Below are 16,868 nucleotides of genomic sequence, written 5' to 3' on the forward strand. Positions count from 1 at the left end.
GCTGCTGCGTGGTTATTTTTTTGCACATTATGTTTATAAGTTTAAACATATAATCTATATACAGGGAGAGATGATTCATTTTGAACAATCACAGCGTCAACAAAAGCATTTATTTTCTTATGCTGCTCGTGCCTTTATTTTGGGGTGGGTCATTTTCAACGGCTGAACATGTGATCACGGAAATTCCGCCGCTCGTTGCCGCTACGATTCGGTTTGGATTGGCTGGTCTCCTTTTATTGCTTCTAGTTACTGTCCGATCAGAATGGAATCTGCAAGGGCTGAAGACAAATTGGAAAGGACTCGTTATTATATCGCTAACAGGGATATTCGGGTATAATGCTTTGTTTTTTGTGGCGCTGCACTACACATCAGCCATTAATGGCTCTCTCATCATCGCCACGATGCCGCTGTTCGTTTCTCTGGGGGCTATTTTATTTTTCAAGGAGGCTTGGAACGGAAAACTGGGAATCAGTTTGGCTCTTTCATTTATCGGTGTGGTGCTGGTTATTACGAAGGGATCGCTTGAGCGATTGGCCAGCTTATCGTTCAATGAGGGAGATTTATTATTTATCGGTGCATTGTTGTGCGGGGTTGTATACAGTCTTGTTGGAAAAAAGGTAGTCAAAGATGTATCGCCCGTGTTTGCAACTGCCGTTATGACGCTGCTCGGATCAATCTTTCTTGGATTCAGTTCTATCCCTGAGGGAGGATGGGAGATGGTGCCTGAAATGTCCATTCAAGGATGGATGGAGATGGCCTATATGGTGGTATGCGGAACACTTATCGGATATATCATCTTTAATCTAGGTGTGCACCAGATTGGGGCGAGCAAGGCAAGTATCTATTTGAACCTTACACCTATCGTGACTTCACTTCTTTCTGTGTGGCTGTATGGCGCCAGCTTGACCTGGTCGCTGTTCGCTGGGCTCCTATTCGTGTTGGCAGGTGTGTGCTTAGCAACGATCCAACCAAGTCGGTCGTCTACTCAATTCTTTAATGAAATGCATGCAGTGAAAAAATAGACAAACAATATCAGGTAGAATAGAAAATAGGAAGGGGAACTTCGGTTCTCCTTTTTTGCGCGTAAAAAATTATTGTCCCAAATATGAGAAGTTGCAAGCACTAGGTTCGTCTATATCTATGAACACACAACAATGAGGGAGGAGAGCCATGAGCTGCACCGAGTTAGATAGAGATATTATCGCACAGGTTCTTGGCGGCAGGCAGGAATTATACGCTGTCCTTGTCAATCGATATAGGGAGCAAACGTACGGGCTATTGCGAGGTATTGGGGCGAGCCATGAGGATGCTCAGGACGTTGCGCAAGAGGCGTTTATCAAGGCATATCGTAAGCTGGCCGATCATGATCCATGCAGGAGCTTCGCCGCATGGTTATATACCATCACTGTTCGTACTTATCAGGATCGATGTAAACGCAAGCAGATCACATTAATCGAATGGGATCAAGAATCCGTGGCAGACGAAACTACACCGGAGATGTTGTATTTGCGAGCGGAATCTCGGCAGCATGTGCAGCAATTCATTCAGCAATTGCCGCCGGCGCAACGTATTGTCATCCTGCTCCGCTATACCAACGAGTGTACGTATGAGGAAATCTGCGAGATTACGAGCTTGACTATGCACCAAGTGAAAAATGCGTTGTATCGAGCCAAAAAGTCATTGAAGAAGTTGATTGAACAAGGAGGGAGCCATGATGTCAGGGAAGTCAGTGATGTCGGGGAGATGTCTCACGTATGAGCAGATGGAGGAACTGATGGTAAATGGACGGCTTGATAGCGCCATGGATCATATTGAGAGCTGTACACCGTGCCAGCATTTACTGGAGACATGCATAGAGGAGCAGGGTGTAATGCACCAAACGTTGTATCCGTACAAGCTGGATGATTCCTTTACAGATCGCATCATGGCGGTTATTGCAGATGAGGAAGTTGCAGGGAAACAAGAAGCAAGGAATGAGGATGCTAAGGGAAATGTGTCCATAATGGAACAAATGGCTTCCCGAAAGAGGATTTCACGAAAAAAATGGGTCGCTGCCGCAATTATTTTGATTTTTGCTTCTATCCTCAGCTTCACGCAACCGACAGTAGCCAACTGGATTAAGTCACTATTCCAGATCGAGAGCACGGAGGACGTAGGGTTACTAAATTCCGATATCATCGGTATTCATCATTTCGTAAATATTGAAAAGAAAGATAAAGGTTACACGCTGGAAGTGAAGGAAGTCGTGGCGGATACGTCGCGCATTGTCATCGCTTACCGCTTGCTGCGGCCAGACGGCAAGTCGCAAAACGATTACCTGCAACGTCGTTCCATTGATGTTGTTGACGCGGATGGCAAGTCGATTATCGATCCGAATGCGTCATTTGGGCTGCACAATATGGAAGGCGGCGAGAAGGGGAAAGAGTACGGGATGATTGATCTCGGCCTTATTGGGACATTAGACACCGACCAGATTACAATACGCGGAAATATAGACGTAATTGGTTGGGAAGGCGACAAGGTTGCATATACACTAGTAAATGGAGATTGGCGCTTCTCAATTGATGTGGATATGACGGAAGCTAGGAAGAAGGTAAGGGAGATTCCATTGAACGGCGAATATATGGCACCTGATGGAACAAGAATTAAGCCGACGCGCATGATTTTTCACGCTAGCGCATTTCAAATCGAGTTTCAGTCGAAGCTTCCTGCAGGTGCCGCACCACGTAATGAGGATCTAGCGCTATATACTTATCATGAAATCGGATACTACATTAAGGATACAGAGGGCAAGTATATAGCTCTCAATATTCGAGACCACAAATATCATGATTATGATGAGCGCCCGGCAATGTTCCCCTTGCGGTCAAGCTGTACGTTAGGAGAAGAAGGGGATTCGAAAGTAGTGACATGCATAGATACGTTTGGCGCTTTTAAGGATCTCGGTAATTTAGGAGAATTAGGGATTGATGATTATCACTTCCCGAAGTTTACGAATCATTCTATCAGTTTCTCGTTGGCAAGCTTGGAAGATGGTCCAGCCGTATTCAAGGCTGCTGGTGATGAATTTAAAATGTTGAACCCGAACGGGTTCGAGGAAACCTATGTGAGCAAAGCTGAAGGGATCAAAAAATCTTTAAAGTTAAAAGCGATTGGAACCATGTCTACGGATAGTACTGGGCAAAGGTGGATTGCCCAGGATGAGAAGGGACATGAATATCCAATTGACGTCAGGGGCTCGTATGTTAGAGGTGGTATCGATTACGATGGCGACTTTACCATTCTAGGGTTGGATCATGTGCCGAAGAAATTGACCTTAACACGGACGGCAACCGATTTTATCTATCGGGATATCAATTGGAAGATGAAACTCCCTGCGTATAAGCATTCCGTGTCATGGAAGTACGAGGAATAAGGAAAGAACGAAGAGGCTCTTCTGTCCAAACAGGACTGAGCCTCTTTTCATTTATCATCCAGAGATAACATGTTCAATAGACCAAGTGAAATAGAGGAAAACGAAGCGATAACAAAAAAATAGCCGTGACTAAAGTGAACACCAACAATACGAAGGCAAGATCGATACTATGGTACCGTGTAATGTAAAAATACGTACGTGATTTGTTCATTTGGAATCGTTTCGCTTCCATTGCAACAGCGACGCGTTGAGCGCGCCGAATGCTTTGTGCGAGCAATGGTAGGGCATACGTATGAAGGCGTTCAAAGATTCCTCTCCAGCCGCTTTTATATCGAACCCCACGGATTTGGAGTGCATGTGATCGCGTTCGGTAATCTTCCCAAATCGCAGGGAGCAGCCGCAAGGAAGCGATGAAGCTATAAGCGTATTGCGGCGGAAGCCGGAACTGCTGCATGAGTGCATAGAACAGAAGTATCGGCTTCGTCGTAAAGGCAAATGTCAACCCAAGCATACCGAAGCAGAGTGTCTTCACCCCGATGACAAGCCCACGATAGAAGCTTTCTTCCGAGATGCGGATCAATCCCCAAGACCACCATACATGCTCTCCTTTACCAAATAGAATCATAGTGGACGCTGTCGAGACGAATAAGAACAGAAAGGGGAGCGTCAATAAGAGCAGCTTTGTCTTGGAATGACCACTGCATAGGAACAGGAGCAGCGTGTACAGGACAAGCTGATAGAGCGCAAAATCAAGCTGTCGGTTAAGCAGTGCTACAAGGAGCAGAATGATAAAAACGACAAGCTTGATTGCGGGATTCACCCGGTGCAGCCATGTCTCAGACTTAGGCGCAAGCAAATTCATGTCAACTGCACCTCCCTGAGGATAGGAACAGGCACGGTCATTTTCAACAATTTGCCGTCATCAATTTGCCATACCCGATCAGCGAAACTATTGGCAATGTGCATATCATGTGTGATCATAATGATGGTAGTTCCGTTTGACCGCAGTTGTTCCAATTTTTCTAGCATTGCAAATGTATTTTTGGCATCTTGTCCGAAGGTGGGCTCATCCAGCAGCAGAACAGGGCGTTCTCGCATCATAGCTGTTGCAACGCTTAATCTGCGTTTCTGGCCCAAAGATAGATGATAGGGATGCCGTTCGTGACTTACGTTCAGATCGAATGCTGTTAACATCTGTTCAATTCTTCGTGCAATGTCGTTCTCATCCATTCTTTCTTGCCTTGATTCATAAGCCATTTCGTTATAGATGGAATCAGTAAGGAACTGCATTTCTGGATTTTGAAAGACGAATGCCAGCTCGGCTGGAGGGCGCTGTACCTTGCTGGATAATGCTTTAAACCATCTTTTTTTACGCGAAGATGCAATCTTTTTGCCTGAGACATAATAGGTTCCGCTTGTGCGGATAATCTGCATAAGGGACAGCAGCAGAGTGCTTTTTCCTGTACCATTTGCTCCAACGATTGCAATCCATTCTCCAGAATAGACATCACATGCAGATACATATATTTTACGAATGTCTTCGTAATATCCCGCGAAATCCTGCAAGGATAGAATCGGTTCTGCCCGATTATTCCCGAACTGGAGTTTACAGGCTGGGTTCATTCCGTCTTGGTGTGCTCTAACTTCATTTCTACTTTGAACGATGGTTCGGTAGGCTTCCGACTGCAAATAATCCAGCCATACGTCTGGATACCAGATGCCATACTCGATGAGCTTATCCTTATGGCGCTGAAAGATAATATTGGGCTCATCGTCTGCTAGAATATTCCCAGAGTTGTCGAACAATACAACCCGATCAATCATATCGATGACATGCTCAATCTTATGTTCCACGATCAAGATGGTGGAGGAAATGGCGGCTCTTTTCACCGTGTCCCATATTTGCTTCGTGCCTTCTGGATCGAGAAGTGCGGATGGCTCGTCAAGGAACAATACTTCCGGCTCGAGCAGCAACACCGAAGCAAGTGCAAGCCGCTGCTTCATTCCCTGTGACAGCGTGCTGATTTCGATGTGAAGATCAGCGAATTGCAAGCCCACACGCTCAAGAATGTCTGTCATGTATGCTTGCATATGCTCTTTCGGGATCGAGAGATTTTCCAGCACGAAAGCAAGCTCTTCATCGACATATGGCATACAAAATTGACTATCTGGATCTTGAAAGACGAACCCCCAGCGAGATGGAAGCTTAATCGCATCGTATTTGAGCGGAACTTCGATGGAATGGGGGATAATTCCGCTTAACACTTGCAGCAGTGTAGACTTTCCGCAGCCGCTTGGCCCGAGGAGCAGAACCTTCTCACCAGTAGAAATGTTGAAGGAGAGGTCCTTGAACAGCAAGGATTCCTCTCCTGGGAAAGTTAGGCGCAAACGGTCAACATATGCAGACGAATTCGTATAAGACTTTTGTTGCATAGGTAACCACCTTATTCTGAATCTGTGGTTCAGCCACAAATTCCGTATTCATTGTTTCGTATTTTACATTATCGGTCAAGTACCGCGTAATCTTCTTTGGATAGAGGGCGAATGGATTTGGTTACGCCTGTTGCTTCCAAAGCACGGACGAGAAGATCAGCAAAGATGCCGGCGAAAATAAAGGCACTGATCACACGAAGTCCGTACTTGAGTACGAGAACCCAAGTTTCATAATCTGCATAACCGTACGCAAGATCAATAACGAAGGAACCAATAGCAGATAAAATGCCTGCGAGTCCTGCAAGAAAGATGCTGTGTTTGCGATATCCAGTCGAGGCAAATGCCAGTTCTGCTGCGAGACCTTGCACACACCCGTATACAATGGTCTCTAATCCCCAAGCAGATCCGAGTATGGCAGATAGGTTTGCAGCTGCTAGACTTGCGAGGAAGCACACACCCGGCTTGCGGATGACCAAGTATGCGAACGGACCAGCCATAAACCACATGCCATACGTTAATTGTCCTGCTTGCGGGAACAACGGCTTGGCAAGGCTGTAGACGCTCTCCCACATTTTAAAGATGACACCGAATACGACACCGATCATCACGGTAATAAGAATATCCGTGAATTTTAATTTGTTGCTGCTTCTCTGTTGTTCTGGCAACATAACCCTCTCCTTTTGGATATCGATCATACAAAAAAACCGTCTGGCAGCCAGACGGTAGAAAGAGTCATAGACCACAGCTTGTGCATGATCACGCGACAAATACATCTTCTCTACGCTGGCATTACCCAGATCAGATTAACGGTCAGTAGCGGTATGGTCAGCTACAATCTCAGCCCGATTCCTCAAGCCCCCGAATTTGTATGACTATGCAATTGCTCATATCATACAATATCCATGTCAAGTTGACAATGAAATGTTTACAAAAAAATCATAAAATAGATAGAAACAGACAGAAGATGGTGCATCATAAATTCTAGTTAGGATCAGCGTACTCTACGATATGAAGATGGATAACCCTCATCTTATGGAAAGAAGCGTGGAAAATAAAAATGAAGATCAGGAATATCCTGATCTTCATAAATGGTTAACTGCGTGAAATACTGGATTTTCGTTTTCGTGACAAGCCATATACGATACTGCCGACAAGGAGTACAGCAATGAAGAAGATCATCAAACTGCTGTATAAGGAGGATACTGAGCCTCTTGTGAAAGCAGGCAGCAACGTGGCGAGCAGCTCGCCATGTGTAAGCAGACCGCCTACTACAGCTATCCCGATACCTTCAGCCAAGAAGCACGCAAAGCTAAGCATGCTCATTCCTTCGCCAGCTTGTTCCTCACTTAGTGATTCCGCGACTGTCGTCGATATGACGGTCTTAATAAAGGATAGTCCGCCGAATACGAGTACGAGCGCTCCTGTCATATACCATGGCGACTCCTGACCCCACAATATCAGCATCGTAAAGCTGCAGGTAATAAGCCCGAGACCAGTGGCAAATACAAACGAGGTTCCACGCTTGTCAACGAGCGATCCGCCCAGAATACCGAACACGATGACGCTCATCGTCCCTGGAAACAAGATCGCGCTGCCAATCCATGCTGTTGATAAATGATGCACATTCCGCATCATGTAGGGCACCATGGAGATAAATCCTGCGATCGTACCCAGCAAGATGGAGCCCGCAAGCGTACCGAGCACAAAATGATGGTTGGTGAACAAGGATGGTGCAATAAACGGTTCGCTCGTACGGCGGATATGCTGGGCAAACCCTAATATGACAAGGACACTGGCTGCGAGGTAAAGCCAATGGTACGTAGTCGTAAATAAGGTAAACAGAATAATACCGGTCGATAGCAGTAAAATGCCCGGAATATCGGTGTTCCCTTCCTTTGAGGGCTCTTTTGGCAAGGCAGTCAAGAAGAAAGGAAGACTGATCACCGTCATCATCGGAATGAGAAATAGATAAGCCCAATGGATGTATCCGGCGAGTACTCCGCCTGCTGCCGGTCCAATTCCTTCACCGAGCGCTACCATGGAACCGATGAGGCCGAACGCCTTGCCGCGGTGGTCTGCTCTAATATACCGAGTCACCATGACCATAATCAGACCTGGCACCGCTGATGCGCCGGCTCCTTGTATGAATCTGGCTGCAAATACGGCGGGCAAATAGGAATGGCCAAGGAATCCGAGTATGGAGCCGATACCGTAGGTGAGCACGCCGAACAGCAAAAGCTTCTTAATTCCGTGTGTGCTGGATAGTGTCCCGTAAATGACCGATCCGAGCGCAAAGGAAATCATGAAGCAAGTGTTAACCCAATTTGCTACCGAAGGGCTTACGCCGAAATGATGTGAAATATCAGGCAAAGATACATTAAACACGGTTTCGTTCAATACACTGAAGAATGCCAAGAAGCTTAACCATGCAAAAGATTTCTTTACATCACGGAAAGAATGACTTGATTGTTCTTCCGCAGATACGCATGCGCGATTGTCTTGATTTATTTGTTCCACGAACGGGAAACCCCTTTCTATCATGAAGGGGAATCGCGCAGTTTACAGGGCGAATGATGCGTTATCCCCGATTATAACCTGCCCCATTTTGTATTACGCACTTCATCGTAACTCCTCCTTACATTTGTTGTATTCAGTATAACCGCAGTATTTTCCTTATTCAATTAAAAATGCAATAATATAGAATGCATCAATGAATAGCTACAATAGAAGGAGTTACAAACTGATGAATGTATTAATTGCTGACGATGAACCGCATATGCTCAACATATTAGTTGCTTATTTTGAAAAAGAAGGATTTCAAACCTTTACGGCAGAGAATGGGATTAAGGCGCTCGACATCTATTATCATCAGGCGCTCGACTTGGCCGTTCTGGATTGGATGATGCCTTTTAAGAGTGGAATCGATGTGTGCAAAGAGATGAAGGCGAATTCGAAGCTCAAGGTGCTGATGCTTACGGCGAAGGGTGAGTATGAAGACGAGTTGAAGGCATTGGAGTCTGGTGCTGACGAATATATAAGGAAGCCGTTCGATCCACGTATCTTACTAGCAAGGGTCAAGAAGCTGTTGAATTTACAGGCGCAGTATCTATTCGGCGAGATTCAAGTTGACATGGAAGGACAGAAGATTAGCAAGGCTGGAACAGATTTGCGGGTTACGAAGAAGGAATTTCAGCTTATGAAATTTTTTATCGTGAACAAAGGCCAGATCCTATCCCGCAAGGCGCTGCTCGATCATGTGTGGGGCTACGATTATTTCGGCGAAGAGCGGACAGTCGATACCCATATACGCAGGCTGCGGGAAAAGATCGGTGAAGAATGGATACTGACACACCGTGGGATGGGGTATAGCTTCGAGCATCCGCGCCGCCATGAATAAGCTAAGTCGAAAGCTATTCGTGCATATTGCACTCATCCTTGTTGTCGTTTTCGGACTTTCTTATTGCGTAAATACGTTTTTTATGCCGAATTATTTTATTTACAAGAAGCGGGCATCGTTGACTGAGGCTGTAGAAAAGCTGCGGAGCATTGAGCCAAAGCAACTGCTTGAAGAGACGGAGCGGATAGCAGATGAATATCAACTGACGATCATTCACACTCCATATGATCATGACATTGATCGCTTGAATTGGACACTCCGGGAGCAATTTACACGTGAGCGCTTCGCCATGAGTAAGTTTTGGTTGACAGAAGACAGTGTTGCACAGCTTATGCGCGGAGGTACAGTCACGAAGACGTACCAGCAAGAAAAACTGAAATCGAGCGTGATCGTCACATTTGTTCTGAAGGAAGGCTTAATATTTGCGGCAGGCGAATCTGTTGCCAATTCTGGCGACACGATACGAATTGTCAATCAGTTCAATTTATGGATCGCAGTTGGAGCGCTTCTTCTTGCAATTGTGCTCGCCGCGTGGTTTTCCAAGCGAACCGTACGGCCCTTGGAGCAATTGAAAATAACGGCTGAGGAAATTGCAGAACTGACCTTTCAGAAGGTGGACATTCGAACGGGCGATGAAATCGAAGAGCTCGCTCACAGCATCAATTCAATGAGCACAAAGCTGGAGCAGGCCCACACTGAGCTGGAGGAGCGAAACCGAAATTTGCGCGTCTTCATTCGCGACATTTCTCACGAGTTAAAGACACCGCTCGCGGTAATTAAGGCATACGCTGCCGGAATGAAGGACGGGCTTGACGACGGCACCTACGCGGATGTTATTGAGAAGCAGACAGACAATATGTCCGAGCTCATTACAAACCTGTTGGAGTGGTCTCGATTGCAAGCGGAACAGTTAGATATTGAATCCGTTCCTATCATCCCTCTTTTGGAACGGATTATCTCAGCGTTTGAGCTGCCCCTTAAGCAACATTCGCTTGAACTGACCGTGAAACATAAGGATGCGGAACGATGCTGTGTGAAGGCCGACAAGTTGAAGCTGGAAATGGCCATTACCAATTTGATATCGAATGCGGTGAAATATACGACAAATGGGAAAATAGAGATTGTGCTTGTAACGAGTCAGATTGAGCTAACTCTGTTTATTCGAAATGGATGTGAGCTATCCATGACAGAAGCAGAGCTCAAACAGTTGTGGGAACCGTTCTTCGTCGCAGAGAGTTCTCGCAGCAAGCAGTTCAGCGGAACTGGGTTAGGTTTGTCTATTGTTCATGGGATATTGCAGAAACATGAAGCAAAATTTGGTGTGCGCTTGCAGAAAGGCGTTATCGAATTTCATTTTGCATTGCCGCTTTGCCCTCAAGAAAGATAATACGGTCATATTGCTTCAAAGTTGTGTTATCGAACAGTACAGTGACAGTCTTTCTCTATTGCTTATGATCAATCAAAAAGGGTAGAGACGATATCTAACTGGTGCTGTCCCATAAGTGGGATGGCACTTTTTTTATTTCGTCACATTGGCGTAACATTGGCTTCTTATGATGAAGCTGAGGTGAGATTATGAAGAATAAGAAGTGGAGAAAGCTTGCAATGAGCATGTCAATCGCTGTATCGCTGCTGCTGGCATGTGCATTATTTTATGGCTTGGAAATGGAACCGAAAAGGATAAGTATAATGAGGCAAACGATAGAGAACCATTACATCCCTTCGAGCTTTGATAACATGAAAATTGTGCACTTTTCTGATGTCCATCTGGGCGAGCATTTTGATGAAAAGCAGTTGAGGGGCCTTGTGGATCGAATTAATATCGAGCATCCAGATATCATCGTGTTTACCGGAGATTTAGTTGACAATTTCCATAGGTATGGAGATAAGAGACATGGGGCTCAGCGCATATTGGCGCAGCTGCAAGCAACATTAGGCAAGTATGCGGTGTTCGGCAACCATGATCGTGGTGGAGGTGGGAGTGGAATTTATCAGTCCTATATGGAAGAGGCGGGCTTCACGGTTCTGGTAAATGCTACGAGAAAAATACGGCTTCCCAACTATAACGAGTATATCACCATCAGCGGTCTTGATGATTTCTTATTAGGAACGCCTGACATTCACGGAACGCTGCAAGCCCTGGAGCCGGACATATTCAATCTGCTTGTTGTGCATGAGCCGGATGTCGCTGACCAAGTCGCTGATTATCCAATCGACTTGCAATTATCTGGTCATAGTCACGGAGGGCAAGTCCAGCTGCCGTTGCTAGGAGCGATATATACTCCGCCTTTAGCAAAGCGATATGTGGAAGGCATGTATCAGATCGAGGGAACGTCAACGTTGAATAAACCCATGCAGCTATATGTGAACAGAGGGATTGGAACTACCGAGCTGCCAATACGCTTCCTTAGCAAACCTGAAATAACCGTTCTTACCTTAAAGCGCCAGTGAATAATTTCATGGTGCAGCAGCAGCAAGATCAATGGTCATGGGATTTTTACAGCAAATCCAATAAACCATGTATTTGTGAAGAACGGAATTGGCAAACACGTGCAATTGGCTGATAGATTCGTTACACTATCTACTAGATCGAAATATGCAATCCGGTGTAGACCGTTTAGATAGATATAAGGGGAGAACGGAACGATGCAGCCAATTCGTGTGCTTGTCGCTGATGACGAGCGAGAAATTCGAGAATTAGTGAAGAAGTACCTAGAACGGGAGTTATATTCGGTGGATACGGCATCTAATGGGGAGGAAGCATTGCGATTATTCGAGCTGAATAAGTATAATCTGGTCGTGCTTGATCTAATGATGCCTTACGTAGACGGGATAGAAGTGTGCCGCCGCATTCGGGAGAGAAGCAACGTCCCCATATTGATGCTGACAGCGAAGGATGAAGAAATGGACAAAATTGTCGGCCTGAGCATTGGTGCGGACGATTATATGACGAAGCCCTTCAGTATCCATGAGCTTATTGCGAGAAGCAAGGCACAGCTTAGAAGATTCATGATCTTAGGCAGTGAGGCCATTGGCTCCGCTGAAGAAGATACACTTTTGCGATTTACAGGGTTAATAATTGATACAAAGAAATATACGGTTATGCGTGACGGTCAAGAAGTAAATCTAACCGCAAAGGAATTTGAGCTGTTGAAGCTGTTCGCTGCTCATCCTGAGCAAGTATTTACGAAGACGCAAATCTTCAGACAGGTGTGGGGATCTCAATATATTGAGGATGATAACACGGTCATGGTTCACATACGTAAGCTCCGATTGAAAATTGAATCGAATCCTTCTGAGCCGAAGCTGATTCAGACGGTGTGGGGAATCGGATATAAGTTTGCAGGTGAGAAAGATGAGACATGATAAGCACAGTCTGATGTTCGTCACTTTATTAATCGGGTTAATAATTTTATTCATTATGGATCGTATTACAATTCAGCCTCTAGGAATCATTAGATGGGGGCTGTTTGCTATGCTATTCACCACTGTGGGGCTGCTCTTGCACAGCCGTTTAAGATTGATACGAAAACTAAAAAGCGATGCTGCTGCTGTACAACGTGCAGTACGAGGAAATATCAACACGAGGCTGCTAGCAAATGAGTTCGAGACTTATAATGAATTGCTATATTCCATTAATGAATTAATCGAGCAAATGGACAGGCTGCAAGTACAGGCACATCGATCCGAGACAGCTCGCAAGAAGCTGCTCACGAATATTTCACATGACATTCGGACACCGCTTACCTCGATTATCGGGTATGTTGATGCCTTGCAGGATGAACATATGGATACGCAGCAAGAGAAGGAAGAGTGTATTGCGATTATCTCGGCTAAGGCGCAAACGTTGAAGGAACTGATCGACCATATCTTTCAAATGGCGAAGCTGGACGCAGATGAGATTGAGATTAGAAGAGAGCCGCTTGACGCTGCAGAGCTGTTACGAGAAGCGATAATCTCATTTTTGCCGGAGTTAAAGAAGCACGGCATGGACTTAGCGGTTCAGATTCCTGATGAGAAGTGTACAGCAGAGGTTGATCGGTACGGGTATATCCGCATTCTGAACAACCTGATTAAGAACGCGATCCGATATGGCAAGGATGGCCGGAAGTTAGGCGTTGAACTGGAGAGGAAGGAAACAAGCATTGAGCTCACGATATGGGATGCGGGGCCAGGCATTCCAGCGAATGAAATTCCGAGGATATTCGAACGCACCTACCGCTCCGAGCAATCTCGGAGTTTGCAGTACGGCGGGAGCGGGTTGGGATTGGCGATTACCAAGGCATTTGTTGACAAGCATGGCGGGCGTATTTCAGTCGTGAGCAAGCCGTATGAGCGGACTGCATTTACAGTGAGCCTTCCAGTAAGGATGGCGTCACCTGTATCTGTTAAGAGATAGTTAAGAACTCATTAAGCAGCATTTAAAATCAACTGTTTACGATAGAAGGAGAAGTTGACTAGCAGGAGGTGCTGCATGAGCACAATCATTCGTACAACCCGTCTTACGAAGCAGTATGGAGAGCAGATAGCGGTTCACGATCTGAACATGCATGTGAAGAAGGGCGAAATTTATGGCTTCCTCGGCCGAAATGGCGCAGGCAAAACGACAACCATTCGAATGCTGCTCGGGTTAATCAAGCCTACGCATGGAGATGTGGAAATATTCGGCCAGCGTTTGACGAATAAACCAAAAGAAATTTTATCTCGAATCGGTTCAATGGTCGAGCATCCCGGCTTTTATGAGAACTTGACTGCCTATGAGAATCTGCTGATCAATGCAAAGCTGATGGGGGTATACAAGCGGAATGCGCTGGAAGAAGCACTTGAAACGGTAGGGTTGCAGGAGGAGACCAGGAAGCTTGTTGGTCAATACTCGATGGGCATGAAGCAACGCCTTGGCATCGCCAGAGCGATTCTTCATCACCCGGAGCTGCTTATTCTGGATGAGCCTACGAACGGGCTCGACCCGATAGGAATTAAGGAAATGCGCAAGCTCATCAGATCATTAGCGGAAGAACGGAAGATCACTGTGCTTATATCCAGTCATATTTTATCTGAGGTCGAGCAGCTTGCGGATCAGCTAGGTATTATCCACGAAGGGAAGCTGCTTGAAGAAATCTCGATTGGAGAGCTGCACCAGAGAAATCGCAAATACATCGAGTTCCATGTATCGAATGACAATAAAGCAGCCATGCTGCTGGAGTCGCAAGCCGGCATCCACGATTACGAAATTCACGACGGCGGATGGATGCGTGTCTATTCGCTTGTCGGGGAGCAGTACAAGCTGAATAAGCTGTTCGTTCAGCATGATATTGATGTATATAGCATGACTGTAAATGAAGATACGCTCGAAGATTACTTCGTGAAGCGGATTGGTGGTGGCCAGATTGGTTAATTTACTTTATACCGAGCTGTTGAAGCTGAAAAGGTCGAAAATGTTCCTTGTGAGCATGATTGGAGCTTCAGCAGCGCCGATCATGATGTTCATCGCCTACCTGAGCCAAATGAAAAAAGATCCCGATGCAGTTATTCCGTTCGAAACGGCCTTCTATAACACGAATTTGAATATTATGCTTTTGCTTGGTGTTCTGCTCTACGGGGTAATAACCGCCTATTTGTTCAACCGTGAATTTGTCGAGGATACGCTGAAGAACTTGCTGACAATCCCAGTGTCCCGAGTGGCTTTATTGATAAGCAAGCTGCTTATGCTTCTATTATGGATACTTCTATTAACGATGGTAGCATGGGTGCTGACTTTAGCGCTTGGTTTTATGATTAAGACAGATGGCTTGAGTACTTCTGTATTATTGAAATCAATACAGGACTATGTGCTAGGGGCACTGCTGATGTTCCTGTTGTCCACACTGACGATATGGGTGACATTTCTATTTAAAAACTATGTCCCGACGATTATGTTCACGGCTGTCATTACGCTAGGAAACGTGACGGTCATCAGCTCAGATTATAAGGCTATATTTCCATGGTCAGCAGCACATGTTATTGTGTCACATAGTTATGTGCCTGAGTATCCGCCGCTGTATTCGATTCTTGCAATCGGCGTGACTTCGATTATCGGCTTCGTGGCAAGCGTCGTCTATTTCAACAGGATAGATATTAAATGATGTGAATGATGTAGGGGATACTTTCCTTTCAAATCATTGTATGAATGTGTGATACGAATGAGGCCATGATTCGGTTCGTTGTAATTTTCAATGTGTTAGTTACATCGATATGCACGTAACAGCTTGAAGAGACAAAATGAATCGTTGTTCGGCATGGGATCGCTCTATTCTCCCACTATTATGTTGAACAATACTGTCACAATGGATCGAATCCGCCCGGTTGCCCGGGAAATGAGCGTACAAGCTAGGGAAATGAATGAGTGCTGCTTTAGGAAATTGCATCGTACAAATTAGGCATAAACATGGGATGGGTGGTAAGGGTGATCCAATTGTTTTGATTCATAGTGGCGGCGTGGGCTCAAGGGAATGGATGGAGCTTGTCCCTCTTCATTAGCTCCGGATATAAGCAAGATGATACGGTTTTCATTGGGCGGGCCCATATAGCAAACCGTTAACCGTTATGGCGAGCAATTACCGTGACCTGTTTATTGAAATGCATACCCAATACTTTGCACGTGTCTTTATGGAGTGGCGCAGCTTTGACGTGATGTGGCCACAGCCGCTGGCAATTAAGCGGTTGGAAAAAATCGCTGTTCCTTCTCTGTTTGTGTCCGGAACGGTTGAATGGAGCGATATGTACGAGATTGCAAACGAGTTCAAAAGGGTGCAACAGATTGCTTTTGCTGTAATAGAGGGCGCGGATCACATGGTTCCATTGACGCATTCCAAAGAGCTTGCTGCGCATATTCGATCATTTCTAGAATCCAATTCATGATTTGAGGGTTCGATTATGTACATAAATGAATCAGCGGCAATCGGGCACTTTTTGTGTCACTGGACTGCCGCTGTTTCGTGTTCAATACAAGTCAAATTCTTTACTTTGTCCAGACAATGCTCATACAACACGAGCGAGTGGCTGCTCATTAATAGATCGTGATTGCACGATGTGGTTTGCTATAATGACTTGTTCCTCCGCCGCCTACCAATACTCGTCCGCCTCTTGGAAACACCAACAGCTTGTTTACCCCTCCTGAAAGCAATACCTCAACCTTAGCACGGTTCGCAGTTGCAATATAAATGACATAGCCGCTTCTAGAAATAACTGTTCTCCAATTTCTATCAAACTCGGAACGCAGTACTCGGTTTGAGTATACCTGATAATGTGCTGATTCGATTCATATGTCTCGTTTACAATAAAAAAGTTGGAGCGAAGAGATCGCTGTCCAGTGGCTGAAAAGGAGAATATTCGAATTTTTGAATCATTTTTTTCTCTACAATTCCAAAATAATTGATCTCCAATAATCGTCTGAGGTGTGATACGATAGTAATGTTTTGTGTCATAGCTCGACATGAATCATGATAGAGGAATCGTCATAAAATGGCCCTTGCCATTTCTCTTAAAATTGTATATGATTCTATAGCAAACTATATATAGTTAGTGAATTGCGATACATACACTATATATTGTGACAGCAAATGGAATCACGGGAGGCAATGCGCC

At 45.3% G+C, this 16,868-nt stretch carries 16 protein-coding genes; 11 read left to right on the forward strand and 5 right to left on the reverse strand.

Annotation, left to right across the window (positions count from 1 at the left end; translation table 11 throughout):
* Positions 1-80: 80 nt before the first annotated feature.
* The 3 genes from ACQ5BJ_RS01035 to ACQ5BJ_RS01045 all read left to right on the forward strand — a co-directional run bounded on the left by ACQ5BJ_RS01035 (position 81) and on the right by ACQ5BJ_RS01045 (position 3,415).
* Positions 81-1,022 (forward strand): DMT family transporter, encoded by a 942-nt coding sequence (locus ACQ5BJ_RS01035; RefSeq protein WP_005549436.1) that lies wholly within the window; start codon positions 81-83, stop codon positions 1,020-1,022.
* 148 nt (positions 1,023-1,170) lie between these two features.
* Positions 1,171-1,758, forward strand: a complete 588-nt coding sequence (locus tag ACQ5BJ_RS01040) for an RNA polymerase sigma factor (RefSeq protein ID WP_005549435.1) — start codon at positions 1,171-1,173, stop codon at positions 1,756-1,758.
* Entirely contained in the window at positions 1,712-3,415 is a 1,704-nt protein-coding gene (locus tag ACQ5BJ_RS01045) for a DUF4179 domain-containing protein (RefSeq protein WP_268619787.1), read from the forward strand. The genes ACQ5BJ_RS01040 and ACQ5BJ_RS01045 overlap by 47 nt, the downstream gene beginning before the upstream one ends.
* A 73-nt stretch (positions 3,416-3,488) precedes the next feature.
* On the opposite strand, the gene ACQ5BJ_RS01050 is transcribed toward ACQ5BJ_RS01045, so the two are convergent.
* The 4 genes from ACQ5BJ_RS01050 to ACQ5BJ_RS01065 form a co-directional block, all read right to left on the reverse strand.
* Positions 3,489-4,277: an energy-coupling factor transporter transmembrane component T family protein gene (locus ACQ5BJ_RS01050; RefSeq protein WP_171415579.1), complete on the reverse strand. Its 789-nt coding sequence runs from the start codon at positions 4,275-4,277 to the stop codon at positions 3,489-3,491.
* Complete coding sequence (locus tag ACQ5BJ_RS01055; RefSeq protein WP_430107922.1) at positions 4,274-5,848, reverse strand: ABC transporter ATP-binding protein; 1,575 nt, start codon at positions 5,846-5,848, stop codon at positions 4,274-4,276. The genes ACQ5BJ_RS01050 and ACQ5BJ_RS01055 overlap by 4 nt, the downstream gene beginning before the upstream one ends.
* Positions 5,849-5,916: 68 nt before the next feature.
* Complete coding sequence (locus tag ACQ5BJ_RS01060) at positions 5,917-6,516, reverse strand: ECF transporter S component (protein WP_005549430.1); 600 nt, start codon at positions 6,514-6,516, stop codon at positions 5,917-5,919.
* Between the two features lie 424 nt (positions 6,517-6,940).
* Positions 6,941-8,263: an MFS transporter gene (locus tag ACQ5BJ_RS01065; protein ID WP_430109388.1), complete on the reverse strand. Its 1,323-nt coding sequence runs from the start codon at positions 8,261-8,263 to the stop codon at positions 6,941-6,943.
* Positions 8,264-8,591: 328 nt separating this feature from the next.
* Between ACQ5BJ_RS01065 and ACQ5BJ_RS01070 the strand changes: the two genes are divergently transcribed.
* From ACQ5BJ_RS01070 to ACQ5BJ_RS01105, 8 genes are all read left to right on the forward strand, one after another.
* Positions 8,592-9,245, forward strand: a complete 654-nt coding sequence (locus ACQ5BJ_RS01070; protein WP_005549428.1) for a response regulator transcription factor — start codon at positions 8,592-8,594, stop codon at positions 9,243-9,245.
* A complete protein-coding gene (locus ACQ5BJ_RS01075) occupies positions 9,238-10,632 on the forward strand; it encodes a sensor histidine kinase (RefSeq protein WP_367667777.1) in 1,395 nt (464 codons plus the stop codon). Before ACQ5BJ_RS01070 ends, ACQ5BJ_RS01075 begins: the two co-directional genes overlap by 8 nt.
* A 218-nt stretch (positions 10,633-10,850) precedes the next feature.
* Positions 10,851-11,696 (forward strand): metallophosphoesterase, encoded by an 846-nt coding sequence (locus ACQ5BJ_RS01080; RefSeq protein ID WP_430107929.1) that lies wholly within the window; start codon positions 10,851-10,853, stop codon positions 11,694-11,696.
* A gap of 195 nt (positions 11,697-11,891) precedes the next feature.
* The gene (locus tag ACQ5BJ_RS01085) at positions 11,892-12,611 is read left to right on the forward strand and encodes a response regulator transcription factor (protein ID WP_005549424.1); all 720 of its coding nucleotides are present in this window, start codon (positions 11,892-11,894) and stop codon (positions 12,609-12,611) included.
* On the forward strand, positions 12,601-13,644 hold the full coding sequence (locus tag ACQ5BJ_RS01090; protein ID WP_268619780.1) for a sensor histidine kinase: 1,044 nt from the start codon (positions 12,601-12,603) through the stop codon (positions 13,642-13,644). The genes ACQ5BJ_RS01085 and ACQ5BJ_RS01090 overlap by 11 nt, the downstream gene beginning before the upstream one ends.
* A gap of 75 nt (positions 13,645-13,719) precedes the next feature.
* Entirely contained in the window at positions 13,720-14,640 is a 921-nt protein-coding gene (locus ACQ5BJ_RS01095) for an ABC transporter ATP-binding protein (protein WP_268619779.1), read from the forward strand.
* Positions 14,633-15,367, forward strand: coding sequence for an ABC transporter permease (locus ACQ5BJ_RS01100; protein WP_005549420.1), 735 nt, complete (start codon positions 14,633-14,635; stop codon positions 15,365-15,367). The genes ACQ5BJ_RS01095 and ACQ5BJ_RS01100 overlap by 8 nt, the downstream gene beginning before the upstream one ends.
* 460 nt (positions 15,368-15,827) lie before the next feature.
* The gene (locus ACQ5BJ_RS01105; RefSeq protein ID WP_430107936.1) at positions 15,828-16,142 is read left to right on the forward strand and encodes an alpha/beta fold hydrolase; all 315 of its coding nucleotides are present in this window, start codon (positions 15,828-15,830) and stop codon (positions 16,140-16,142) included.
* Positions 16,143-16,290: 148 nt separating this feature from the next.
* On the opposite strand, the gene ACQ5BJ_RS01110 is transcribed toward ACQ5BJ_RS01105, so the two are convergent.
* Positions 16,291-16,542: a hypothetical protein gene (locus tag ACQ5BJ_RS01110; protein ID WP_430109390.1), complete on the reverse strand. Its 252-nt coding sequence runs from the start codon at positions 16,540-16,542 to the stop codon at positions 16,291-16,293.
* Positions 16,543-16,868 lie beyond the last annotated feature (326 nt).

The organism is Paenibacillus sp. B1-35 (genome assembly GCF_050474385.1).
GTDB classification, from domain to species: domain Bacteria; phylum Bacillota; class Bacilli; order Paenibacillales; family Paenibacillaceae; genus Paenibacillus_B; species Paenibacillus_B alvei.